The organism is Marinovum sp. 2_MG-2023 (genome assembly GCF_030548265.1).
GTDB lineage: Bacteria > Pseudomonadota > Alphaproteobacteria > Rhodobacterales > Rhodobacteraceae > Marinovum.
Genome location: NZ_JAUOSD010000001.1, coordinates 1 through 24,333 on the forward strand (window position 1 = coordinate 1; position 24,333 = coordinate 24,333).

At 61.4% G+C, this 24,333-nt stretch carries 24 protein-coding genes, 1 other RNA gene and 1 pseudogene; 11 read left to right on the plus strand and 15 right to left on the minus strand.

Going from position 1 to position 24,333, the window contains the following annotated elements:
• A pseudogene (locus Q4577_RS00005) lies at positions 1-73 on the minus strand (elongation factor Tu); the annotation flags it as partial.
• Between the two features lie 89 nt (positions 74-162).
• Entirely contained in the window at positions 163-768 is a 606-nt protein-coding gene (locus Q4577_RS00010; protein WP_303467436.1) for a hypothetical protein, read from the minus strand.
• A gap of 114 nt (positions 769-882) precedes the next feature.
• Between Q4577_RS00010 and Q4577_RS00015 the strand changes: the two genes are divergently transcribed.
• Positions 883-2,292, plus strand: a complete 1,410-nt coding sequence (locus Q4577_RS00015) for a cytochrome P450 (protein WP_303467434.1) — start codon at positions 883-885, stop codon at positions 2,290-2,292.
• Between the two features lie 17 nt (positions 2,293-2,309).
• Here the strand turns inward: Q4577_RS00015 and Q4577_RS00020 are convergent, their stop codons facing one another.
• From Q4577_RS00020 to Q4577_RS00030, 3 genes are all read right to left on the minus strand, one after another.
• Entirely contained in the window at positions 2,310-3,434 is a 1,125-nt protein-coding gene (locus Q4577_RS00020; protein ID WP_303467430.1) for a M48 family metallopeptidase, read from the minus strand.
• The gene (locus Q4577_RS00025) at positions 3,431-4,765 is read right to left on the minus strand and encodes a YjgN family protein (protein WP_303467427.1); all 1,335 of its coding nucleotides are present in this window, start codon (positions 4,763-4,765) and stop codon (positions 3,431-3,433) included. The genes Q4577_RS00020 and Q4577_RS00025 overlap by 4 nt, the downstream gene beginning before the upstream one ends.
• Before the next feature lie 149 nt (positions 4,766-4,914).
• On the minus strand, positions 4,915-7,227 hold the full coding sequence (locus Q4577_RS00030) for a DNA topoisomerase IV subunit A (protein WP_303467426.1): 2,313 nt from the start codon (positions 7,225-7,227) through the stop codon (positions 4,915-4,917).
• Between the two features lie 204 nt (positions 7,228-7,431).
• On the opposite strand from Q4577_RS00030, the gene Q4577_RS00035 reads away from it, so the two are divergent.
• The 4 genes from Q4577_RS00035 to Q4577_RS00050 all read left to right on the plus strand — a co-directional run bounded on the left by Q4577_RS00035 (position 7,432) and on the right by Q4577_RS00050 (position 9,815).
• Positions 7,432-8,040: an SH3 domain-containing protein gene (locus Q4577_RS00035; RefSeq protein ID WP_303467424.1), complete on the plus strand. Its 609-nt coding sequence runs from the start codon at positions 7,432-7,434 to the stop codon at positions 8,038-8,040.
• A 63-nt stretch (positions 8,041-8,103) separates the two neighbouring features.
• A complete protein-coding gene (locus Q4577_RS00040; RefSeq protein ID WP_244685522.1) occupies positions 8,104-8,931 on the plus strand; it encodes an SDR family NAD(P)-dependent oxidoreductase in 828 nt (275 codons plus the stop codon).
• Positions 8,932-9,027: 96 nt separating this feature from the next.
• Positions 9,028-9,225 carry a twin transmembrane helix small protein gene (locus Q4577_RS00045; RefSeq protein ID WP_244685525.1) on the plus strand — a complete coding sequence of 66 codons (198 nt, stop codon included), beginning with the start codon at positions 9,028-9,030 and terminating at the stop codon, positions 9,223-9,225.
• Between the two features lie 11 nt (positions 9,226-9,236).
• Complete coding sequence (locus Q4577_RS00050) at positions 9,237-9,815, plus strand: cob(I)yrinic acid a,c-diamide adenosyltransferase (protein ID WP_303467419.1); 579 nt, start codon at positions 9,237-9,239, stop codon at positions 9,813-9,815.
• Positions 9,816-9,918: 103 nt separating this feature from the next.
• Here the strand turns inward: Q4577_RS00050 and Q4577_RS00055 are convergent, their stop codons facing one another.
• The 3 genes from Q4577_RS00055 to nudC all read right to left on the minus strand — a co-directional run bounded on the left by Q4577_RS00055 (position 9,919) and on the right by nudC (position 12,284).
• On the minus strand, positions 9,919-10,719 hold the full coding sequence (locus tag Q4577_RS00055) for a DUF4198 domain-containing protein (protein WP_303467417.1): 801 nt from the start codon (positions 10,717-10,719) through the stop codon (positions 9,919-9,921).
• A 71-nt stretch (positions 10,720-10,790) separates the two neighbouring features.
• Entirely contained in the window at positions 10,791-11,258 is a 468-nt protein-coding gene (locus Q4577_RS00060) for an SRPBCC family protein (RefSeq protein WP_303467415.1), read from the minus strand.
• A 63-nt stretch (positions 11,259-11,321) separates the two neighbouring features.
• The gene (nudC, locus tag Q4577_RS00065) at positions 11,322-12,284 is read right to left on the minus strand and encodes an NAD(+) diphosphatase (RefSeq protein ID WP_303467414.1); all 963 of its coding nucleotides are present in this window, start codon (positions 12,282-12,284) and stop codon (positions 11,322-11,324) included.
• An 81-nt stretch (positions 12,285-12,365) separates the two neighbouring features.
• On the opposite strand from nudC, the gene ffs reads away from it, so the two are divergent.
• Positions 12,366-12,464: signal recognition particle sRNA small type (gene ffs / locus Q4577_RS00070), an RNA gene on the plus strand.
• A gap of 156 nt (positions 12,465-12,620) precedes the next feature.
• Here the strand turns inward: ffs and Q4577_RS00075 are convergent.
• Together Q4577_RS00075 and Q4577_RS00080 are read right to left on the minus strand one after the other, a co-directional pair.
• Positions 12,621-13,469: a neutral zinc metallopeptidase gene (locus Q4577_RS00075; RefSeq protein WP_303467412.1), complete on the minus strand. Its 849-nt coding sequence runs from the start codon at positions 13,467-13,469 to the stop codon at positions 12,621-12,623.
• Between the two features lie 94 nt (positions 13,470-13,563).
• Positions 13,564-15,078 carry an ankyrin repeat domain-containing protein gene (locus tag Q4577_RS00080; RefSeq protein WP_303467409.1) on the minus strand — a complete coding sequence of 505 codons (1,515 nt, stop codon included), beginning with the start codon at positions 15,076-15,078 and terminating at the stop codon, positions 13,564-13,566.
• A gap of 336 nt (positions 15,079-15,414) precedes the next feature.
• On the opposite strand from Q4577_RS00080, the gene Q4577_RS00085 reads away from it, so the two are divergent.
• From Q4577_RS00085 to Q4577_RS00105, 5 genes are all read left to right on the plus strand, one after another.
• Complete coding sequence (locus Q4577_RS00085; RefSeq protein ID WP_303467407.1) at positions 15,415-17,193, plus strand: DNA polymerase III subunit gamma/tau; 1,779 nt, start codon at positions 15,415-15,417, stop codon at positions 17,191-17,193.
• Between the two features lie 203 nt (positions 17,194-17,396).
• Complete coding sequence (locus Q4577_RS00090; protein WP_244685540.1) at positions 17,397-17,741, plus strand: YbaB/EbfC family nucleoid-associated protein; 345 nt, start codon at positions 17,397-17,399, stop codon at positions 17,739-17,741.
• Between the two features lie 58 nt (positions 17,742-17,799).
• The gene (locus Q4577_RS00095) at positions 17,800-18,885 is read left to right on the plus strand and encodes a TraB/GumN family protein (protein WP_303567581.1); all 1,086 of its coding nucleotides are present in this window, start codon (positions 17,800-17,802) and stop codon (positions 18,883-18,885) included.
• A complete protein-coding gene (gene recR, locus Q4577_RS00100) occupies positions 18,882-19,475 on the plus strand; it encodes a recombination mediator RecR (RefSeq protein ID WP_244685545.1) in 594 nt (197 codons plus the stop codon). The genes Q4577_RS00095 and recR overlap by 4 nt, the downstream gene beginning before the upstream one ends.
• A gap of 178 nt (positions 19,476-19,653) precedes the next feature.
• Positions 19,654-20,157: a hypothetical protein gene (locus Q4577_RS00105; protein WP_303467401.1), complete on the plus strand. Its 504-nt coding sequence runs from the start codon at positions 19,654-19,656 to the stop codon at positions 20,155-20,157.
• A 34-nt stretch (positions 20,158-20,191) separates the two neighbouring features.
• Here Q4577_RS00105 and plsY read toward each other — a convergent pair whose 3' ends face one another.
• From plsY to Q4577_RS00130, 5 genes are all read right to left on the minus strand, one after another.
• On the minus strand, positions 20,192-20,800 hold the full coding sequence (plsY, locus tag Q4577_RS00110; protein WP_303467400.1) for a glycerol-3-phosphate 1-O-acyltransferase PlsY: 609 nt from the start codon (positions 20,798-20,800) through the stop codon (positions 20,192-20,194).
• Positions 20,800-22,083, minus strand: coding sequence for a dihydroorotase (gene pyrC / locus Q4577_RS00115; protein ID WP_303467397.1), 1,284 nt, complete (start codon positions 22,081-22,083; stop codon positions 20,800-20,802). The genes plsY and pyrC overlap by 1 nt, the downstream gene beginning before the upstream one ends.
• A 131-nt stretch (positions 22,084-22,214) precedes the next feature.
• The gene (locus Q4577_RS00120) at positions 22,215-22,748 is read right to left on the minus strand and encodes an aspartate carbamoyltransferase catalytic subunit (protein WP_303467395.1); all 534 of its coding nucleotides are present in this window, start codon (positions 22,746-22,748) and stop codon (positions 22,215-22,217) included.
• Positions 22,748-23,284 carry a hypothetical protein gene (locus Q4577_RS00125; RefSeq protein WP_244685556.1) on the minus strand — a complete coding sequence of 179 codons (537 nt, stop codon included), beginning with the start codon at positions 23,282-23,284 and terminating at the stop codon, positions 22,748-22,750. Before Q4577_RS00125 ends, Q4577_RS00120 begins: the two co-directional genes overlap by 1 nt.
• Positions 23,281-24,255 carry an aspartate carbamoyltransferase catalytic subunit gene (locus Q4577_RS00130; RefSeq protein ID WP_303467392.1) on the minus strand — a complete coding sequence of 325 codons (975 nt, stop codon included), beginning with the start codon at positions 24,253-24,255 and terminating at the stop codon, positions 23,281-23,283. The genes Q4577_RS00125 and Q4577_RS00130 overlap by 4 nt, the downstream gene beginning before the upstream one ends.
• Positions 24,256-24,333: the final 78 nt, after the last annotated feature.

A 24,333-nucleotide genomic window follows, 5' to 3' on the forward strand; every position in this document is an offset into this window, starting at 1 on the left:
TGCCGTGGTCAACATGGCCAATCGTGCCGATGTTGCAATGCGGTTTGGAACGCTCAAACTTTTCCTTTGCCATGGTACTCAGGCGCCTCGTGGTTGGGGGACCGGAATTGGCCCGTTTCTCATCGCGCGCGAGATATTGGCTTTGGCAGGGAAAATCAAGCGTCAGTTGGCGGTTGGGGTCGCCTTCTTTTTCTTTGGGTCTGTCTTGGCCTTGACGACACGGGCGTCCGGGGTGAACCAATCGTGCCGGGTTTTCTGCACGGCCAGCCATGTTTCAAGCTGTTTGGCCCCTTTGATCGCCAGATTTTCCAATTGTTCCTCGGCCGTTTGGGTCAGCCCCGATCCGGCCACGGTTTCGGCCGAGACGGCCTCCAGCACGGTGATTTCATGCGGTTCTTCGTTCAATTTGATGCCTTTGACATCATCCCAGACCGTCACGCGGAAAATAAGCACGGATTTTGGTTGCAGGACCAACGGCACACCGACCTGGGCCAGCACATATCCTTCGACCGAGATTCCGAAATGATAGAGTTTTTCGCCTTCGTCTTCGTAGCGGCGAAAGCGGTCTTCGACCGCCTTGTCCACGGCGGCGATCCATCGTTCCTCGGTGGCGTCACGTGACAGCGGACCTTTGGTCAGGTTCGGCGCAATCACGATCGAATGGCCCAGTTTGAAGTCCCCCAGCGGCTCTGGCGCCTGATCAAGATCACGTCCGTCGGAACAGGCAACAAGTGTTAGGAAAGCAACTAGGGCAAGCAGGGCGCGCATCAGGCAATGGTCCTTCTCAAGGTCGTGCGTCCCCCTGACTAGCCCATGCGGCTGTGCGGCGCAATTGCACGGGGCCATTATCGCCCTATATGCTGAGTCAAAAGGAGCCTGCCCATGCCTGCCAGTGTTCTGACATCCGCTGCCTCTGATGTGACCGTACAAGAGCCGGTACAAGAGCCTGCGCAAGTGCCGGTGCATGTGCCGTTGGGCACCCGGCCACTTGGGCTTTTGGCCAGTCTTTCGGCGGCGCGGCGCAATCTTCTGTCCATTATTCCGCAGATCGCCACGACCCAGCCGATGGTGTCGGGGCGCACCGGCGTCCGCTGGCATATGGTCATGGACCCGGGCGCGATTCGCCGGATTTTGCAGGAGCGGCTGGAGGATTATCCAAAGTCGCTGGTCACCAAGAACCTGTTGCGCCCCGCCATTGGCGAGTCGATGTTCATCGCCGAGGGCGCGCATTGGCGGTGGCAGCGGCAGGCAGCCGCGCCGGTGTTTTCGCATCGCAACGTGATGAACCTTGCGCCGATCATGTCAGCGGCCGCGGTGCGGGCCTGTGAGCGGATTGCCAACGGTGGGGCGGGGGCGGTGAACCTGCATGATGAAATGGTCACAACCACCTTTGATGTGATTTCCGATGTGACCTTTTCCGGCGACAGCGTGTTTGACCGTCAGGGCGTGCACAGCGCCATCGACAATTATATTGCCGCAGCGGGCAAGGTGTCGCTGTTTGATATGTTGGGTTTTCCCGATTGGGTGCCGCGCCCGGGGCGGTTGGTGTCGGGCAAGGCGCTGCGCCAGATGAAGCAGGTGGCCGACACGGCCATCGACGCCCGCGCGGGGCGGGCACAGGATGACGTGCCGGATCTGCTTGATCTGTTGATGGCGGGCGAAGACCCGGAAACCAAACGCAAGATGAGCGTGGCAGAGCTGCGCGACAATCTGTTGACCTTTATCGTGGCTGGGCATGAAACCACGGCGTTGGCGCTGTCCTGGTCGCTTTATCTCTGTGCCTTTGATCCCGCTGTCCAGGATCGCGCCCGCGCCGAGGTGCAATCGGTAGTGCAGGATGGCGTTGCGACGGGCGCGGATGTGGCGAACCTGCCCTATGTTCGTCAGATCGTGGACGAGGCGATGCGGCTTTACCCGCCTGCGGGGATCATCTCGCGCACGGCGCAGGTCGCAGATACGCTCTGTGGGCGCGAAATCCGGCCCGGTGATACGGTGATGGTGCCGATCTATGCGCTGCATCGCAACGGGCTGTTGTGGGACGACCCCGATGCCTTCCGCCCCGAACGGTTTGCGGATCGCAAGGCGGTGCCGCGCTATGCCTATCTGCCGTTTGGCGATGGACCGCGTATCTGTATCGGTGCCAGTTTTGCTATTCAGGAGGCGGTGATCATCCTTGCAACTTTGCTGTCGCGTTTCCGGTTTCATCCCGTGCCGGAGCGGGCGCCGGAACCGGTGATGATCATCACCCTGCGCCCCGAGGGTGGGGTCTGGTTGACGGCAGAGCCGCTTTGAAACGGCAGCAGGCCGCGCTACTGGCAAATGTTGCGCAGTGCCTGCCATTCGTCGTTGTTTAGAACCGGCACGGCCTCAAATCCCGCTGGCAAATCGACATTTGCGGCCAATATCCGATCTGACAGGGCCGGGTGGCTGGCGAAATGGGCGAAAAAGCCGTCACGCTCGCCATATTTGGCGCGCAACAGGTCAAAGAAACGTCCCAATGCGGCGGGGTCTATCCCGGTCTCAAGCAACAGGGCGCGGGCGAAATCATCGGCTCCGGCCTCGGCCTCGCGTGAATAAGTGGCCTGAATCAATTGTTCGGTCAGGAACAGCACCATCGCCCCGCCGGCGAAATCACCGAACAACAGCCCCAGAACCCCGATCGACCCCGCAGAGCGCAGCGCATGGCGGGTCGGGTCGCGGCTGATCACATGGCCGATTTCATGGGCAAAGACCGCTGCGACCTCCTCTGGGGTTTCGGCGGCCTTGATCATGCCGCGAAAGAACACAATATAGCCACCGGGCAGGGCAAAGGCGTTGACCATCGGGTGATCCAGCACATGCACCGACACCTGCTGGCCCTCGGGCAGACCCGGGGCCAGATGCGCCTGCATCCTGACCAGTGCCGCGACGCCGTCCGGGTCTTCGCAGAACGCCACAGGTTGCCCCATGCCGGTGTCATCCAAAGCAGAGCGGATCTGGTTCAGGGTTGTTTCGCCCAACGCGCGCTCACCTTCCGGCGGGATATAAACCGCCAATTGGTCTGCCATCGTCGGCACAAGTACGGAGATGATCAACGCAACCGAGGCCACCGCCGCCACCGCCCAGGCCACCAGCCGCCCCCGGCGCGTGACCGGCGCGGCCCGGCGGACATCGGGCAATCGTTCGAGCAACAGATCGTCGTTCAGGATCAGCCGCGCCACCGGATCGTCGCGCAGGCGCAGAATGCTCAGATCCTTGCCGCCCAGATCCGGCAGCAGCCGCAAATCGTCCAGCGGCCAGTGCAGGGGGGCAAAGCCGATGCGCGCGATCACCAGCGCCCGCGCAGCTTCATCCACGGACAATTGCGCCAGATCGCCAACGGCGGTGTCACCGTCGAAATACAGGCCGGTCGCTTCAAATGGTTCTGGCGCGGCGCCCACCCGGATCACGGTCATATCGACGCCCCCACATCCAATGCCTCGGCAAAGCCTTCGGCCTCTTCAAATTCATCGCGGGCACGTTGCGAAATCTGCCGCAGGGCGGCGGGGTTTTGCACCGTCAATGTGGTGGCATAATGCCGCCAGACCGGCATGGTGACCCAGGCATGGGTAAAGGTCGCCCAAAGCAGGAAGATGGCGAAATAAAGCGCAATGCCAATGGCGATCAGGGCGGGTTGCGGCACCAGCGCCAACATGGTGCCCAACTCGCCGAAATCCTGCATGAATTCGGTTTGCGAAAACTGCACCAGCATGACGCCGATACCCAGCGCCCCCAGCGGCAACGCCAGCACCAGCCCGGTCGCCAGATAGCCCAACACCGTGATCATCAATATGCGGAACGGGCGGGGATTGGCGGTAAACGTGACATCGCTAACCGTTTTGTGGTTGGCCAGAATGCGAAACGTGACGACCCGATAATGCACATAGCCATAGGCGGCCATCATCCAGGCCAGCACCGCAATCGGCGAACCTGTTGCGGTTTGCCCCGCCGCAATCAATCCCGCCGCGCCCCCTGCGAGGGCCAGAGCAATGAACATCGGGATCGTCGCGTGATAAAGTTGGGTCCACCGGCCCCCTTGGGTAAAGCGCGCATTGCCGAAATAGGTCCGGTCGATGCGGTATTTCTCTAGATAAAACGTCATGCGCGGCCAGAGCAGGCCAAGGGTCAGCAGGGTGATGGCCCAATGCATCAGCGCCCGCCAGACATAGCCCCAGGCCCCCGGGGCTACGCCAAACCGCACCCCGCGCCATCGGGTGCGCGCCAGCACATAGCGCCGCCCGCGATATTGCGCATAAAACCACAAGGGGATCACCCCCGCGAAACTGACCAGATAGGCCGCATAATTTTGTTGAAACAACGAGAAGCTGGCAAACATCAGCGCAAGGTTCACGACACCGATGTAAAAGGCCAGGATCACCACCGCGATCAGGAATCCCAGCAGTTTTTCCCAAGGGTCGCCGACATATTCCAAAGGTGTGCCGCCCGGCCGCGTCGACGACCAATACCAACGCCGCAACCGGGTTTTCATCCAGAATCGATAAAGCCCAAGCGTGAGGACCGTCAGGAACCCGGTCTTGAGCGCCAGCCAGAACACGGACCGATGTTTGCCAACAAACGTGGTGTCCAGTTTTGCGGGTGGCGTCGGGCTGGCATAGGATCCACGCGGCGGCCAGACACCCCCATTCTTGGAAGATGTGCCAATCTCCATCGACGGTGTCGGCGAAGAGACCGGTGCAGGGGCGCCGGTTTCTGGCGAGGCCCGTTCCCAGGCTGAGGTCTGAGGCATGTGGCGGGCTCCGGCGGCAATCGTCTGGGAAAACTCTTGCCGCAAGAGGACTGTGGCCGGTGCCGGATGTCAACCAGAAGGCCGCTCAGGCCCGTGTTTCAGAGCGGCCCGGTCGAGGTGCCCGGCCCGACGCTGTATTGACGCTGTTTTCAGGTGAACCGATTGTCACGCGGGAAGCCGCGCGGTGCCATCCGCCCGGTGCCGGCCCGTTTGCCCTGCCATTCGGCCAGGTTGGTTTCGGTGCGGGTGCGCCCCGCCGGGTCGAGCCATGACAAGCCATTTTCAAGCGTAAAGGTGGTGACATCCGACATGCCGCCGTCCTTGTACTTCTGCAGGCGCACGCCCTTGCCCCGGCCCATTTCCGGCAGCTCGTCCAGATCAAAGACCAGCACCTTGCGGTTTTCACCGACCACCGCGACCGCGTTGCCGGTGACCGGTCGACAGACGCTGGCACGAGAGGGTGTGCGCACGTTCAGCACCTGTTTGCCGGCGCGGGTTTGGGCAACGACCTCGGACTCTGGCACAACGAAACCGTCACCGGCGCTGGAGGCCACCAACAGCTTTCCTTCGGGGCGGTGGATGAACAGATCGACGATCTCAGCCTCATTTGGCAGATCGACGATCAACCGCAATGGCTCGCCCATGCCGCGCCCGCCGGGCAGGTTGGCGGCGGAAACGGTGTAGAACCGGCCGTTTGTGCCAAATACCAGCAATCGGTCGGTGGTTTCGGCATGAAAGATGAATCGCGGCCCGTCGCCGTCCTTGAACTTCAATTCGCGTTTCAGGTCGATGTGGCCGGTCATCGCGCGAATCCACCCCATCTGGGAACAGACAACGGTGATTGGTTCGCGGTCGATCATCGCTTCGATCGGCACATCTTCGACGACACCCGCCTCGGCAAAAGTGGTGCGGCGCTTGCCGAATTCGTATTCCTTGCCAAATGTCTTGCGGGCTTCGCGCAATTGCTCGGCGATCCGCGCCCATTGCAGGTCTTCGCTGTCCAAAAGGTCAACCAGCCCGGCGCGTTCTTCCATAAGAGCATTGCGCTCGTTCACCAGCGCCATTTCCTCAAGCCGGCGCAAGGCGCGCAGCCGCATGTTCAGCACCGCTTCGGCCTGAACCTCGGTCAGGCCCAGATCGGGATCATCGGCCGGGGCAGGCGAGACATAGTCGCTTTCATCCGTGGCACGCACGAAATCGCGACCCCAATCTTCGCGCATCAGCGCCGCCTTGGGGTCGTCATCATAGCGGATAATGTCGATCACCCGGTCGAGGTTCAAAAAGGCAACAATCAGCCCTTCCAATACCTCCAGCCGGTGGTCGATCTTTTCCATCCGGTGTTTGGAGCGGCGGTGCAGCACCTCGCGCCGGAAGTCGAGAAAGGCGCGCAGCACCTCTTTCATCGAACAGACCTTGGGCGTGACGCCGTCGATCAGCACGTTCATGTTCAGGCTGAATCGCACCTCCAGATCAGAGCTGCGGAACATCATGCCCATCAAGACATCCGGGTCGACATTTTTCGACCGGGGTTCCAGCACCACGCGAATGTCATCGGCGCTTTCATCACGAATATCGGCGAGGATCGGCACCTTCTTGGTTTGGATCAGCTCGGCGATCTTTTCGATCAGCTTGGATTTCTGCACCTGATAGGGGATCTCGGTGACGACGATCTGCCATTGGCCACGGCCCAGATCCTCGACCTCGTAGCGACTGCGCAGGCGGAAAGACCCGCGCCCGGTGCGATAGGCCTCTGCGATATTCTCGGGGGGTTCGACAATCACGCCGCCGGTCGGGAAATCCGGGCCGGGCACGTAATTGAGCAGTGTTTCGTCGCGGGCATCCGGGGTTTTGATCAGATGCAGGCAGGCGTCGATAAGTTCGGGGATGTTGTGCGGCGGAATATTGGTCGCCATGCCGACAGCAATCCCGCTGGAACCATTGGCCAGAAGATGTGGGAATTCGGCCGGCATCACCACCGGTTCGGTTAGACGGCCATCGTAATTGTCGCGGAAATCGACGGCGTTTTCGTCAAGACCGTTCAACATCGCCTCGGCGACAAAGGTCATCCGCGCCTCGGTGTATCGGCTGGCGGCGGGGTTGTCGCCGTCGATATTGCCGAAATTGCCCTGACCATCCACCAGCGGATAGCGGACGTTGAAATCCTGGGCAAGCCGCGCCATCGCGTCATAGATTGCTGCGTCGCCATGCGGGTGGAAATCGCCCATGGTGTCGCCGGAAATCTTGGCAGATTTCAGAAATTTGCCGTTCGAGGCCAGCCGCAGCCGGTGCATGGCATAAAGAATCCGGCGGTGCACCGGTTTCAGCCCGTCACGTGCGTCCGGAAGCGCCCGATGCATGATCGTCGAAAGCGCATAGGTCAAATACCGCTCGCCCAGTGCCCGACGTAGCGGTTCTGCAAGCTCGGATGGGCCGATGTTGTTGTTGTCTTTAGCGTCGCTCATGCATGTGGTGTAACCGGCACGTCAGGACTCGGCAAGCGCAGGATGAAAGTCACGCAACGTTTCGGGGAATGTCATGTCGGTTTTCCCTTAGCCTGTGCGCGCGAATCGTTTACTGGTCAACTATCGGCGTGGGTGCCGGGCGGAATTTGGCGGAATAGCGGGTTTCAGCCATTGTTTACGAGTGTTGGTTCGAGGAATGTGGGTATGAAAGTTTATGTTTGGTTGACGTTTGCGGCCTTGGGGCTTGGCTATTACGAATTGTCCGGCGGAGAGTCATTCACCCCGGGGGACAACGGTGTTTCTGTGTTTGCCAAGGTCACACCGGCACCGACCGAATTCCTGCCCGACACCCAGCGCGTGACACGTCTTTCCCTGGTGGAAGACGCGGGATTGGCACCCAACAGTGACGACACCCCGGCAAGTCAGGAACAGGTCGCGCTGGAGGCGGCCGTTCTGACCGCGCTGCGCAGTGAGGAAAACGCGATTGCGGTGCCTGCTGCGGAAATGCGGGTGTCCATGGTATTGCCGGTTGCCGAGTTGGAAAATGCCGATCTGGTAAACGCTGTGGCCGATGCGCAAGACGCCGCACCCCAAGAGGCGCCGGTTGTTGAGCTTGATATGCGATTGGTCAACGGCAGCCGCGTGAACCTGCGCCAGGGCCCCGGTCAAAACCATGCGGTATTGGACAAGCTGTCAAAAGGGACAAAGGTGCAAATCCTTTCTGATCCCGGTCAGGGGTGGGTGCAGCTACAGGTCGTGCCGCAGGGCGTTGTGGGATGGACCGCAGATTACCTGCTCGACAAGAACGGCTGACCCCTTGCACCCTGGCCCGTCGCGGGCCACATTCCCGGCAAAAGCGTGCAAGGGAAGTCAGTTATGCGTAAATCCATTTTGATCACCGGGTGTTCTTCGGGCATCGGCCGTGCCAGCGCGCTGGCAATGCAGAAACGGGGCTGGCGGGTGTTTGCCTCTTGTCGCCAAGAGGCCGATTGCGCGGAAATGCGCAGCGAAGGCTTTGAAAGCCCACGCATTGATTATGCAGATCCCGACAGCATCCGCAGCGGTTTGGCAGAGGTTCTGGCGGCGACCGGTGGTACCCTGGACGCGCTGTACAACAATGGCGCCTTTGCCATCCCCGGCGCGGTCGAAGATCTGCCGCGTGAGGCATTGGTCGACATCTTCCAAACCAATGTCTTTGGCGTGCATGACCTGACCTGTCAGGTGCTTCCGGTGATGCGGGCGCAGGGGCATGGCAGCATTGTCAATTGCTCGTCGGTGCTTGGCCTGGTCGCCGCCCCCTGGCGCGGGGCGTATAACGCCAGCAAATTCGCGCTTGAGGGGCTGACAGACACGCTGCGGCTGGAAATGCGGGACACCGATATCAATATCATCCTGCTCGAACCCGGCCCGGTCACATCCATGCTGCGCAAGAAATCCATTCCGCATTTTGAGCGTTGGATTGATTGCGAAAACTCGCCCCGTGCGGCGCAATATGACAACCAGTTGAAAAAGCGGCTGTACGAAGACCGTGGCCCCGACCGGTTCGAATTGCCGCCCTCGGCCGTGGCCGAGAAACTGTGGCGCGCGCTGGAAGATCCGGCGCCAAGCGCGCGGTATGCGGTGACAACGCCGACCTATATGGCCAAAGCCATGCGGCGCATCCTGCCAACAGCCGTTCAGGATTGGATCCTTTCCAAAGGCTAGTCCGTTCCCGGCGCGGCGGCGGGTGAGGCGATCTGTACCATCGCTTTTCGCCGTGCCGGAACTATGTGACAAGGTGGAACCCAGATCGGAGGCACCATGGCCCAGGACCCGCTTTTCATTGTCATCGCAATTGCATTGGCCTGTGTTGTCGGCATCTTGATGTTCGGCATCGGCAGTTTTGCCAAGGGCGGTGACTTCAACAAGAAATACGCCAACAAAGCGATGCGGTGGCGGATCATGGCGCAATTCGCGGCGGTGGTCCTGATCCTGTTGTTTGTCTGGTTGCGCGGCTGAGGGCAGAGATCATGGTTGTTCTGAACAAGATTTACACACGTACCGGTGACAAGGGCGATACCGCGCTGGGCAATGGCAGCCGGGTGGCAAAACATGCGCTGCGGGTCAATGCCTATGGCACGTCGGATGAGTTGAATTCGACCGTGGGCATGGCGCGGTTGCACACCACCGATGCCCCGGAAATGGACAATGCATTGGCGCGGATTCAGAACGACCTGTTCGATCTGGGCGCGGATCTGTGCAATCCCGACCTGGAAAAAGATGCCACCGCCGAATATCCGCCGCTGCGGATGGTGGCGGAAATGACCACCCGGCTGGAAGAAGAAATCGACGAGATGAACGCCCGCCTGACGCCCCTGCGCAGTTTCATTCTGCCGGGGGGATCACCGTTGGCGGCGCATCTGCATCTGTGCCGCACGGTGGCCCGGCGGGCCGAACGTTTGACCGTGGAACTTGCCGGTGCCGAGGTGATCAACCGCCATGCGGTGACTTATCTGAACCGTCTGTCGGATTGGTTTTTTGTTGCGGGTCGTATTGCCAACAATGACGGTCAGGATGATGTTCTTTGGGTGCCGGGCGCCAATCGTTAAGCACGGTCGGCCATTTGGGTTCAGCCCCGCAGGTTAAACACCGGGCGGCGGCCCGGGATATATCTGCTCAGATGAAAACGCGGCCGACAGCCGGCGAAATGCGTCAGGGCACCGAAAAGGTCAAAGAGGCCCAAAGGGATTCCCAGACCGGATCGTTTTCGTCTTTTGCGTCGAGGGCGCGAATGACCACCGCATCGACCAGATAGTCATGCCCGGATTTGACCGGAAGAAGTGCGCGGCCGGCACCGTCGGTGCGATAGCGATCTACGGTGACGCTTTTGTCGGGGGCACGCTGAAAAACTTCGACTTGGGCATTGGCGCGCGGAGCGCCCTCATAGGTCACCAAGACCGGCAACCCGGCTGCAAGGTCGTCGACGTAAGGGTTGGCCAGGGCGACAATCTCGGTCAGCATACCGGTGTCCAGATCCGCGCCTGCCCCATCGCCCACCGCGATCAGGGCCTTGCCATAGCGCGAATAGCGTTCGCGAAATCCGGTTTCGGGCAGGCCGCGTTCTGTGTGGACCTCTGCCAGATTTTCCCAATCCTTATGTGCAAGGAATGTCTGGAACTTTTCCCATTCGCGATAGGTCAGCTGGTTGTCTGTTGTGACATGGGTGACCACCGCCAGCCCGGTTTCCGTGGGGGTGAGGTTCAGCGCGGGTTTGTCGCCTGCACGCCCCGTCACCGGCAATGTCTGTCCGGCGATCTGCACCTCGAATCGGCGGAACCGGGTCGAAAGATAGGCGAAGGACGGGCCGGCAAAATCCTGACCGACACGGATATCCGCCACCATCTTGCCCCCGGCTGCGATTTGCCAATCGGCCGCATCTATCCAGAATTCATGGGCGCTTGCCCCAAGCGGGAGCAAGAAAGAGAGACTGGCAATCGCACTGCGCAACAACATGGCGGCATCCTTTGTATCCAAACGGGCCCGATGCGCGCACCCGCCAAGACAGGCCGCACAGCAGATTGGATTTAACCTAGCTTGCGCGCCCGTTCTTCCAAGGTCTTGGCGAATTGTGACAACCGAACCGAGAATTTGCGCGTCACCCGCCCTTTGGCCAATTTCAGCGATTGCACGATAAGCCGGGCGGACAGGGTCTGTGGTTGCAGCTCTGCGACGACATTCATCCGCGTGCGAGAAGGGGACAGGGCGGTCAGTTTCACCACCACGGCAGAGTTCAATCCGCCAGCAGTTCCCTCGAATTTCAAGGTTTCAGGCGGGGTGTAATCGGCCAGCAGCACATCTGCCTGCATTTCGCGTCCGCGAAACTTGAACCCGGCATTCCAGCGCATTCCAGCCTCTGGGGTGGTGTGGGGCGTCATGCGGCGCACTTCGATGCTGCGGCGCATCGCCTGCCGTTCCATGCCTTCTACATCGGACAGGGCTGTAAAAACCTGATCGATTGGGGCTTCGATATCTTCGGTGCCGGTAAGATCCATGTGTTTTGCCTTGCCTATGCTTTGCCGGTGACGGCCTGTCGATTGTTAGGCCAGAGTTTCGCGTCAATCCAACCGGTCCGCAAGCCAGTTCAGGAGAAGAAAATGTGCAATGGCGCCTTTGCGTGCCGGTTTCATCACCGGATGCTGACCTGCAAAAACCTCGGCCATTTCTTCCCGGCTGACCCAGCAGGCATGTTCCAATTCGACCGGGTCGATGGTGATTTCGGTTGCCAGAGCTTCGCCGCGACAGCCAAACATCAGTGAGGCCGGAAAGGGCCAGGGCTGTGAGGCGAGGTATTCGACAGCCCCGACCGGCACATTGGATTCTTCCATCACTTCGCGCCGCACCGCCGCCTCCAGCGTTTCACCCGGTTCGACGAAACCCGCCAAAAGCGAATACATGCCTTCGGGCCAGGCCGGGGACCGTCCCATCAGGACGGAATTTCCATGCGTGATCAACATGATAACCACCGGGTCGGTGCGTGGAAAATGCTGACCTCCGCAGGCGGGGCAGGACCGTTGCCAGCCGGCCTGGGACATGTCGGATTGTGCGCCGCAGCGCGAACAGAACCGGTGGCTTTCATGCCACCCAAACACCGCCTTGGCCGTGGCGGCCAATTCGGCGTCGCGCGGGGTCATCATTGCCATGATGGCGCGCAGTTCTGCAAAACCCTCACCATCGGGCAGGGCCGGGTGTGTCTGGATGCTTTGATCGAGGAATTGCCCCAACTGGCCTGCGTCCAGCTGATCCGGTTCCCAATGTGACAGGTCATAGGCAAAGACCGCTGCGCCAGTGTCACGTCCCAACAGGATGGTTTCCGGCGATGCCTCGGTCAGAATCGGGTGATCCAGCGGCAGCCGGACCAACTGGCTTTCACCGTTGACCAGCACCTTGCCACGCCAAAGCAGGATCGCGCGGGCGTTGGCATCCTGCCGCGCGGCGGTCAAAGCGGCCTGATCCCCGCGGATTTCCGCCATCCGGTCCAGCGCCGATCCGCCAAAGGTCACTGTTTCTGCAAGTTTCATCTGGCTGCTCCCGGTTTTTCATCGGGATGGCACGGGCAGGGGCCTCTTGCAAGATGCGCGCAGTTTGATTACATCCCCAATTGAGAGGTTGGCGCGGGCAGGCACCTCGCCAACCCGGTCAGGTCCGGAAGGAAGCAGCCGTAACGAGCCCCGCTTGGGTCGTTGTCCAGCCTCTCACCCACTTTCTTTCGCCCGGCGAAAGACCAAACCTCCCTGTCAGATGAATGCGGTGCATATCCCCAATTGGGGGCAAACCGCAGATTTTCGCATATCACGGACCTTCTGGCAGGGCGGTCGGCGGTTCTGCGACGGCTCTGTCACCGCCACCCCATGTTTTTACAAGCGTCGTGCGGAAAAAGTATCGCAATCCGCCATTTGCCCACTGTTATACCCGCGTGCGAACCAGCTGGATCGTTGCGCTGACGTGCCATGGGTGAATGTATGCGGCTGCGGCACCCGCCCGGCGCGTTTCTGCAAATGGTCGTCGCCAATGCGGCGGGCGGCGTTCAGCGCCTCTTCCAGATCGCCGGGCTCCAGCATCCCTTCGACCGCGCGGGCCCAAACCCCGGACAGGCAATCGGCCTGCAATTCCAACCGCACGGTCAGGGCGTTGGCCTCGGTCTGGCTGGCGCGTTGCCGGGCATTGTTGACCTGGCTCAGAATGCCCAATTCGTTTTGCACATGATGTGCGACCTCATGCGCGATGACATAGGCCGCGGCGAAATCGCCTTTGGCGCCCAGCTGCTGGGACAATGTGGCGAAAAAGGCCGTGTCGAGATATGCCTTGTTGTCAGCCGGGCAATAAAACGGCCCCGTTGCGCCGCTGGCCCCGCCACAGGGCGATTGGGTCGTGTCGGCAAACAGAACCAAAACCGGTGGCCTGTAGTCGCGTCCGATCTGGGCCGGGAATTCGCGGGCCCAGACATCTTCGGTGGTCGCCAGAACGCGGGCGGAAAATTCTGCGGCCCGCTCTTCCTGTGCGCTAAGTTCCCTTGGGGCGCTGTTGGCCGGATTGCCGCCCGTCGCCTGTTGCAGCAATGGGGACACATCAATTCCGGCGAAATATCCAACCGCCAACACAATCAACAGCCCAACACCCCCCAGACCACTGGCCTTGGCTCCGCCGCCCCGTTTGCGACGGCGGTCTTCGATATTGCGGCTGCGGCGGGTCCCTCTGAGGCGCATGAAACTCTCCTTCTTGTCGGGATCAGATTGCGCTTGGGCCTCCCCCCGACGCAAGGGGGAATGCCGCCGCGCCGTTATCCTGACGCAGATCCGATCAGGCGACTTGATCGGGGTGTGACCCGGCCCAATCGGCCATGATTTCCACCAGATCGGCCCGCCCGGAAAAGCCCATCTCGTTGCGGGTCAACAGTGCCCCGGCGGCCAAGGCCATTGTCAAACAGGCCCCATGGTCGCGATGATCGCGCTCCGGGCAATTTTCCGCCCCATGCAGGATCGTCGACACCAACGTGCCGCCATATTTGTTGATATGGTGCAGGTCGGGGTCCAGGCTCAGCAAATAGGTCATCATCTCCGGCAGACCTTCCCAGCCGGAAATCTGCACCGGGGTCAGGCCCTCCCGGTCCGGCTTGTCCGGGTCGATCCCAAGGTCAACCAACGCCTGCACATGCTCCATCCGACCGGGCAGATGCAGGATTTCGCGGATCAGATTGTCAAAGGGTCTTGGGATCTCCACCCCCCGCAGCGCCCCCGGTACCGCCTCGTTTTCGGCGGCACGGGCCAGATGCGCCTCGATCTCGCTCAAAGTGGTGTCGGCCCCGCGTGCCGCCAACGCCGCCGCCAGCGCCGAATTGCCATAGATCCGCGCACAGGCATAGGCGCTGGCACCGTGATACCGGCCTTCCCGGTTGGCGCCGTGATCCAGCAACAGGGTGATCATCGCCGCCCCATTGTTGCGCCGCGCCGCCTGAAACAGCGCCGGAATCACCCAGGGCGCCTCGCCACCGACATCGCCACCATTATAGTCCTCGACCTTGGCGCCATGCTCCAGCAACATCCGCACAGCCGCCACATCGTGGAAATCCATCGCACGATACAGCGCATTGGTGCCCCGTGGATTGGCGCCATGCTCCAACAGCATCTTCAACCCGTCATGATGTCCCAATTCAGTGGCATGATACAGCGACTCACCATCGTCAGGATTGGCCCCCTGTTCCAGCAACCATTTGCCAAGGGCCATGTTGTTGGCATGGCCAATCGCACCGTACAAGGCCGACAATCGATGATCACTGCCGGCCAGTGCCATGCTGTCGTTCACATCCGCACCATGCGCCAGCAACATGTCGGCAATCGCCAGCATATTCCCCTGCAAATCCGGTCGCGCATGGCACCATTTTGAAAAGGCCAGATGGCACATCGGGCTTTTTGGTCCCAGCATCCTTGTCGCCGCTGCTGGGTCCGCCTGCAACGCGGCCTCGACTGCGGCCACATCGTACAATGCGATTTCCAGCCCAAGAACACCCGCCGCCAAATCCGGCGTCGCCGCCAGCAAATGTTCGACCACCCAATTCTGCCCCTGAGCCAGGGCAATCTTCAGCCGCTGCTGGCGTGCCGCACGGTCCAGCCCGATTGTATCCGCTGCCAGTTTCAGCCGCGGCCAGGATCCAAACCCGTTTTCCTGCGCCACCACATGCAGGTAATCCGCATGCGAATAAGGCGCAGGCTTTTGCGGCGGATGTTGCGCCAGACGTTGTTGCGCGCCGGGATCTTCGGCCAGATGCGCACGGCGCAGACGTTTGGCGTCACGGCGCAGGGTCTCAAGGGAAAGCATGATCGGCTCCTCCATCAAACACGCCCATGATCCGCCAAATGGGCCAGAGAAGACCGACAAGATGTCAGGCCGTCAATTTCAGGGGATGCCGATACCGGCTTTCCGCGGATCAGGTGGCCCTCCCGCCGGGCCTTGTGGAGAAATCTACCGCAATCTGCCCCGCCTTCAAACAAAGAAACGCCGCCGCTCCTTCTTCTGTTCAAAAATATCCCGGGGGTGAGGGGGCTGGCCCCCTCTCTGCCCTGTCCACCGCAAGATCCCGCGTGAAACCCCGCGTGCCGCTGGACCTTGACCGCCCAAGCGCCTAGGTTGCCGGGGACAGCGAAAGGCCCTTCCATGAGCGATCAACAACACCCCGCCTATCAGGTTCTGGCCCGGAAATACCGGCCCGAAACCTTTGCCGATCTGGTGGGGCAGGGCGCGATGGTGCGCACGTTGAAAAACGCCTTTGACACCGGCCGCATTGCCCAAGCCTTCATGATGACGGGCATCCGGGGCACCGGCAAGACCACCACCGCCCGAATCATTGCCAAAGGCATGAATTGCATCGGGCCGGATGGCGCGGGCCAGCCGACGACAGACCCCTGTGGCGTGTGTGAACACTGCGTCGCGATTTCCGAAGGCCGTCATGTCGATGTGCTGGAAATGGATGCGGCCTCAAACACCGGTGTCGACGATATCCGCAGCACGGTCATCGACTCGGTGGCCTATGCGCCCTCGGCCGCGCGCTACAAGGTCTATATCATCGACGAAGTGCACATGTTGTCAAAGTCGGCCTTCAACGCGCTGCTGAAAACGCTCGAAGAACCCCCCGCGCACGTCAAATTCATCTTCGCCACCACCGAGATTCGCAAAGTGCCGGTCACGGTGCTGTCGCGTTGCCAGCGGTTTGACCTGCGCCGGATCGAACCCGAAGACATGATCGCGTTGATGCGCAAGATTGCCACCTCCGAAGGCGCAGAGATTGCCGAAGACGCGCTGGCGCTGATCACCCGCGCCGCAGAAGGGTCGGCGCGCGATGCAACTTCGCTGCTGGATCAGGCGATCAGCCACGGCGCCGGCGAAACCACCGCCGATCAGGTGCGCGCCATGCTTGGATTGGCCGATCGTGGCCGGGTGATGGACCTGTTCGATCTGGTGATGCGCGGCGATGCGGCGGGTGCCTTGGTTGAATTGTCGGCGCAATATGCCGATGGCGCGGATCCGATGGCGGTGTTGCGCGATCTGGCTGAGGTGACGCATTGGATTTCAGTGGTGAAAATCACCCCGGATGCCGCCGAAGACCCGACCATTTCCCCCGACGAACGCAATCGCGGCCAACAGATGGCGGGGGATCTGCCAATGCGGGCCTTGTCGCGGATGTGGCAAATGCTGCTCAAGGCGATTGAAGAGGTCGCGCTGGCCCCGAATGCCATGATGGCGGCCGAAATGGCGCTGATCCGCCTGACCCATGTGGCCGAACTTCCCAGCCCCGAAGAGTTGATCCGCAAACTGGGCGACGCCCCGGTGCCTACGCCGCCGACCGGCGGCGGTGGGGGCACCTTCTCCGGCGCGCCTTCAAACACCGATGTGCGCGGCGGCGGGGTGTCACAGACGCCGGCGCCAACCCACTCTGGCCCGTCCGGGACCAGCGCCCAGGGCGGCGGTGCCGCTGTGGCACTGGCAACGGACCAGGCCCTGGCGCATTATCCCAGCTTTGAACATGTGATCGACTTGATCCGCGCCAATCGCGACGTGAAATTGCTGGTGGAAATCGAAGGCGGGTTGCGTCTCGGAGCTTATCAACCCGGGCGCATCGAATTCACCCCGACCGACAGCGCCCCTGCCGACCTTGCCGCGCGCCTCGGCACCGCCTTGCAACGCTGGACCGGCAATCGCTGGGCCATTACCCTGGTCAATGACGCCACCGCGCCCACCATCGTGGAAACCCGCGATGCCGCCCGCCTGGCACTCGAAGCGGAGGCCGCCGAACATCCACTGGTGCAGGCCGCATTGGCCAGTTTCCCCAAGGCCCGGATCACCGCAATTCACACCGCAAAAGATGCCGCTGCCGAGGCCCAGGTCGAAGCCTTGCAAGAAGTCGAAGATGAATGGGATCCCTTTGAGGAAGACTGATACCTTCCGATTGACCCGCCCCGCTTTCATCTGACCAGAAATATCCCGGGGGTGAGGGCAACGCCCGAGGGGGCTGGCCCCCTTCTGCCGGTTGACATCGGTGGCGGCCTTGGGCGCAGGTCTCGACCCCCAAGTCTCCACCCCCTTGCCGCCGCGCCGCGCCATACGTATCTAGACCCCAAAGCGTCACACAGGAGAATGCAATGTTCAAAGGTCTCGGAAACCTCGGCGATATGGCCGGGATGATGAAAAAAGCCCAGGAAATGCAAAGCAAAATGGCGGGGTTGCAGGACAATCTGCACAATCTGGTGGTCATCGGCGAAAGCGGCGCCGGATTGGTCAAGGCCACGGCCAGCGCCAAAGGCGAGCTGAAGGCGCTGGATATTGATCCTTCGATCTTCAATGGCGACGACAAGGAAGTGGTCGAGGATCTGATCCTTGCCGCCATCAAGGACGCGCAATCACGGGCCACACAACGGGCCGAAGAAGAAATGACCAAGCTGACCGAAGAAATGGGTCTGCCCAAAGACATGAAACTGCCGTTCTAAGGACATGTGGCGCGGTGGGCGGGTCATAATTGCGGTCTGCGCGGCGCTGTTTTCCGGCGTGGCCGCCCGAACCGTCGCGGCCCAGGACTGGGCCACGCGCGCGGTTTGTGACATGCCCGAAATCGGCGTCTTCGACCGGGTATTCGCCCCCGCCACCCGGGCCGAGGTTGAAGCCGCCGGTGCCGAAATCGCCAATCCGCTGGGGCGGTTCTGGCGGGTGGTGTCCCCCAATGGGGCGGTGTCCCATCTTTGGGGCACGATGCATTCGTCGGACCCACGGGTTCTGGATCTTCCGGATCTGGTCGAGGCACGGATTGCCGAGGCAGAGGTGGTTGCGCTGGAAATCGACCCGATCCTGCCAACCCGCGCGGCGGTTGCGGACCAGCAGCAACGCTCCGATTGGTTTCGCGATGACGATGACTCCACGTCGCTGACGGATCTGGGCCTCGACCCAAAGGTGTTGCAGTGGATTCGTCTGCGCAGCGCCGGTCTCGGATGGGGCGAGGATGCGCCTGAATTTCTGACCCCCGGCGGGCTGGCGGAATTGCTGCTTTCCGATCCCTGTCATGACTTTGCCGCCGGTGTCCTGCCCGTTCAGGACAGTCGCATTCAGATGCTGGCGATGATCGGTGGCGCGGACATACTGGCGCTTGAAGATCGCGATCGCATTCGCCGCAAGATGGACGACCCCGACAGTACCGATTTTGCGGTGGATTTCCTGTCGGTCTATGGCAGCTATCTCAATCCGAACACCATCTGGCAGGAACGTGCGACTCAGATCGCGCTTTACCTGTCGGGGCGTCTGGGGGACATGCTGGCCTGGGATCAGGTCTATGTCAGTGACGCGCTGGGCGACAACGGCGCGACGCTGGCACGGGTGAACCGGTATCTGCTGGACGAGCGCAACCATGCCTTCCTTGCGGCGGCGCAGGACGGCTTGCAGGACGGTGGCATGCTGATGGCGGTGGGCGGGTTTCACTTGCCCGGCGATCAGGGGCTGATTGCGCTTTTGCGGCGTCAGGGGTTCACCGTGACCCGCATCCCGGTGCCGGGCGAAGTGCGCACTCTTGATGCGCGCCGCAATGATATAAGCCTTGATCAGCTTGATCTTGGACCAGCAGACCCCGATGAGGCGCAGCCATGAGCGCAACCAAGGATATTGATGCGCTGATCGAATTGATGGCGAAATTACCGGGCCTTGGCCCGCGCTCGGCACGTCGTGCCGTGCTGCATCTGATCCGCAAACGCGGGCTTTTGATGACGCCGCTGGCTGATCTGATGACCGAGGTCGCGGCCGGCGCACGCGAATGCCTGAACTGTGGCAATATCGGCACCGCCGACATCTGTGACATTTGCAACGCCAACAAACGCGCCAATGGCCAGATCTGTGTGGTCGAAGACGTGGCCGATCTTTGGGCGTTGGAACGCTCTGGCGTGTTCAAGGGGCGTTATCACGTTCTGGGCGGCACGTTGTCGGCGTTGGATGGTGTCGGGCCCGAGGATCTGTCGATCCCGCGCCTTGTGGACCGGATTTCCAGCGAAGATGTGACCGAGGTCATTCTGGCGCTGAATGCGACAATCGACGGTCAGACCACGGCGCATTACATTGCGGATCAACTCGAGGGCCGGGTGGTGCTGACCTCGCTGGCGCAGGGCGTGCCGATTGGCGGCGAGCTGGATTACCTCGACGATGGCACCATCAGCGCGGCACTGACGGCGCGCAAGACCGTCTAGGCCGCTTAGACGGGGCAGATTGGCAATCGGCAGACGCGTCGATTGCGCGGCCGAAATTCACGCAAATCAGGGTCATGAATACCCTGCCTTGACCCAAATGCGACGGGCCACCTATCGTTTGGGGCATGATCGGGCGCTGGTTTTGCAACCCGCCCAGGCCAATGCGAGAGGAAATATCATGGATATCACCCGGCGACATTTCACAATTGGTAGCGCGGCGCTGGTCGCGAGCTTCGCTTTGCCGAAGGTCGGTTTTGCGGCGCCAAACGGTCTTGGGCTTGCTGCGGGAGGTATCGGCAAATTGTCCGGGGCTTCTGGCGCGGCGCTGCGCGAGGGGGTGATGTCGGGGCTGGTGGTGACCAATGGTACCGGCAAACCCATGGTGGCGCGGCTTTATGCGGCGCGCATCGTCGACGGGCGTGTTGCGGGCAAATTCACATCGCGCCCCTTTGAGGTGCCTGCGGGCAAGGCCAAATTTCCCGGCGATGATTTCTTTCCCGGCGATGACTTTTTCCCCGGTGATGATTTCGCGCCGGGCAAGGATGCGGCGGCGACCACGGCGGCAATCGGGCGCAAGACCCTGTCGCGTACCAAGTCGCAATCGGGTGTGGTCCTTGCGGTGTTCGCCGATGGCGGCGCGGCGACCGGCGGCGGATTTGTGATTGGCACCCAGCAGCGTTAGGCACGGAACGCAGCCGCGTCGGTTGGGGGCTGATCTAGCCTTTCTTGCCGATCCTGGGTTCCTGACCCTGCAGAATCCGGCTGATATTTGCGTGGTGGCGGATGAACACGATCACCGCCAGCACAGCGCAAAGCACCCAGATCGTTGAATACCCCAACATCAATGCCCAGACCGGGGCCAATGCCGCCGCCAAAAGCGCCGAGGCCGAGGAAATGCGGGTCAATGCCGCGCCCAAGGCCCATGTGGCACAGGCCGCAAGCCCGACGGGAAAGGCCAGACCCAGCAGCAAACCCAGAAAGGTCGCCACGCCCTTGCCGCCCTTGAACCGTAACCAGATCGGGAAACAATGGCCCAAGAAGGCGCAGAGACCGGCAAGCTGCGCGGCATCTTCTGCGGCCAGGGCACGGGCGATCAGGACCGCCGCCGCCCCCTTGAAGGAATCGAGGATCAGGGTCGCCAAAGCAGCCGGTTTGTTGCCGGTGCGCAGCACATTGGTCGCGCCGATATTGCCCGATCCGATCTGACGCAGATCGCCCAATCCCAGCGCGCGGGCAATCACAATGCCAAACGGGATCGACCCAAGAAGATAGCCGAGCACGGCCCAGAGGATAAGCCCGCCCAGGGCGGTTTCGAGCAGGGGCATCAAAGCTCTCCGAAAATGCAGGTGCCGCCGACCAAGGTGGACAAAACCCGCCCCTGCATCCGCGCACCATCAAAGGGGGTGTTTTTCGATTTTGACAGCAGCTTGGCACGATCAAGCACAAAAGGCACATCAGGATCAAACAGCACCAGATCGCCGGGCGCACCGACGGCGAGGCGCCCGGAGTCCAGCCCCAGACGTCGGGCCGGGTTCAGGCTGAGCGCGCGAAACAGCTGCGGCAGGGACAGGTCGCCGGAATGCACCAGACGCAGCGCCGCAGGCAGCAGCGTTTCCAGCGCCACCGCACCCGAGGCCGCTTCTTCAAACGGCAGGCGCTTGCTCTCTTCGTCCTGCGGTGTGTGCATCGAGGAAATGATGTCGATCAGCCCATCGCGCAGCGCCGCGATTACCGCCTGTCGGTCATCTTCGCTGCGCAGTGGCGGCTTCAGTTTGAAGAAGGTGCGGTAATCGGCGATGTCCAGTTCATTCAGGGTCAGGTGGTGGAGCGAGACCCCAGCCGTGACATCCAGCCCATTGCGCTTGGCGCGTTCCAGCGCGGGCAGGGCGCGGGCGGTTGTGATCTGGTCGAAATGGACGCGGGCGCCGGTCATCTCGACCAGCGCAATATCGCGATCCAGCCCCATGCGTTCCGCCATGGACGACACCGCAGGCAGACCCCGCAGCGAGGCGAATTTGCCCGAAGTTGCAACCGCGCCCGCCGACAGAACGGGTTCCTGCGGGTGCAGCATCACCAGCGCATCCAGTGACCTTGCATAGGTCAAGGCGCGGGTCAGCACCTTGGTGTTGGTGACCACGGCGTCGCAATCGGAAAAGGCCACCGCGCCGGCATCCAGCAGAAAGCCGATTTCCGCCATTTCACGGCCCTGTCGCCCCTTGGTCAAGGCCGCCATGTGCAACACATTGATCGCGGCGTCGGATGCCGCCCGGCGGGCCACAAATTCCAGCGTTTCGGGGCTGTCGATCACCGGATCCGTATCGGGCCGGGTCACGATGGTGGTCACCCCTCCGGCTGCGGCGGCACGCCCGGCCGAGGCATAGCTTTCCTTGTGCCGCTCACCCGGTTCGCAAACCTTGACGCCGATGTCGACGATACCGGGCGCCAGACATTTGCCCCGGCAATCCACCACCTTATCGGCCCCTTGCGGGGCTTCTTCGGTGAAACCGACGGCGGTGATCACACCATCGGAAAGATGCACCCAGCCGTGGGTTTCCGTGCCCGCCTCCGGGTCGATCAAACGTGCATTTTGCAGAAGCAGAGTCGTCATTGGCGTGGCCTCATGTCACAAGGGCAGGATGTGTGATCGTTCTTCATCCCGCGATCCAGACCATGACAGCAACCAGCGCGAACATCACCAGCAGCGCCACCATTGCGACGCGGCCTGACATTTTCGGATCTTTAGGCTCTTGCATCCTGGTCCCTTTGGATTTCAGTCATCATTTTCAAAACGTCGCGGGCATCGTGAAGACGTTCAAATCCGATATCGACGCGGCGACTGCCGTTCTTGGTGCGGCGGTGTTCCTGGGCGAACCACACGGACCCTGGTTGGCCATCGGCCAATCGCAAGGGCGTGTCGGGCAATATCGGATAGCTGTTCAGCGATTTGCCTTTGAAGGGCAGGGCCGTGGCAACAAAAGCCCGTTCGTTTGTCAGTGTGTACCACGTGTGGCGGCGGCGATAGGTCGGCCAGGCCAACGCATGCAGCGTGATCGCAATCCCGACCGAAAAATGGATCAACCCGAACATCCAGAACCCGCTTGGGCCACGTGACGCCATCAGCATCCAGAAAAGCGCAAACCCGGCAAAGGCGACACCGAACAACGCCTGCGCAATTTGGCCGCCAGTGATGGTAAAAGCCGGGTCGGGGCGGCCCTGCCAAAGAATGGTTTCACTGTCGTTCAGTATATTTTCCCATCCCGGCGCGTCGGTCATCAGGCGACTCCGACCAGGAACGCCAGGATGATGACCGCAACGGCCAAAGCGACAATCACCCCCGCATTCAGACGATTGGGGGCTATGGGGGCGGATACCGGGGCGGCGATCACTGTCGTGTCGGCGGCCGCGGCGCGCGGTTTTTCCAACGGCACCTTGTCCGTGGCTTCCCCAAAAGTCGCGATCCAGCGCAGCGGGTTTGCCACCCGCAGCGATTGCCCCAGACCTTCGAACGCAGCCGAACGCATGACAACAACCCGGCCTTTGACGCGGTCCAGTTGGGCGCGGTGCGGGGCCAGTTCTTCTTCTGCGATACCGTGGCCATCAGCCAGATATTCGGCCAATGGCAGGCCTGAGAGATCATTCATGTCAAACAGGTCGATATGGTCGGGGTCCAGTGTGGTGGCCCCGGTCATTTTGGTCATGCCAAGGGCATTGTCGTCCAAAAGCGGCTCTGCCTCCTCAAGCGGCAGGTCGAGCGTGAAGACACGCACCAACCCATGTTCGCCCAAGGGAATATCGAGCCGATCGCTCATGCGAGGGTTCCCGGTGCCGTGCTTCCGGCCAAGGCATCCTGTTGCGCACCACTATGGTTGCGCACCAGAAGGTCCATTGCCGCCATGCGCACCGCAACGCCCATTTCGACCTGTTCCTGAATCACCGACCGGTTGATGTCATCTGCGATATCGCCGTCAATTTCGACGCCACGATTCATAGGCCCCGGGTGCATCACGATTGCATCGGGTTTGGCGTGGCTCAGCTTGTCCGCGTCGAGGCCATAGCGGTGGTAATATTCCCGTTCCGACGGGATGAACCCGCCGTCCATGCGTTCACGCTGTAACCGCAGCATCATGACGACATCCACGTCCTGAAGACCTTCGCGCATGTTGTCATAAACCTCGACCCCGAAATCGGCAAAGCCCGCAGGCACCAATGTTGGCGGCCCGACAAGGCGGACGCGGTTTTCCATCTTGCCCAGCAGCAAGATATTGGACCGTGCCACGCGGGAATGGGCAATGTCGCCACATATTGCGATGTTCAAACGATGCAGCCGCCCCTTGGCGCGGCGAATGGTCAGCGCATCCAGAAGCGCCTGGGTCGGATGTTCGTGTCGCCCGTCGCCCGCATTCAGCACCGCGCAATTGACCTTTTGCGCCAGAAGGTCCACCGCGCCCGACTGGGGATGGCGCACGACCAGCAGGTCAGGGTGCATGGCGTTCAGCGTCAATGCGGTGTCAATCAGGGTCTCGCCCTTTTTGATCGACGAGGCCTGCATCGCCATGTTCATCACATCCGCGCCAAGGCGTTTGCCGGCCAGTTCGAAACTGGCCTGGGTGCGAGTCGAATTTTCAAAGAACATGTTGATCTGGGTGCGTCCGGCCAGCGCGTCGCCATGGCGCTTTTCCCGGTTCAGACGCACGTAATCATCCGCGAGATCCAGCAGGGTTGTGATCTCGGTTGGATGGAGCGGCTCGATGCCTAGAAGATGGCGTTGGGTAAAGGTCATGCCTGCTCCTGCCTGAGTGTCGGGATTGGTTATATGGGGCGTCGCGGGTGCGTTCAATGGGGGCGCATGCGGCTGGCG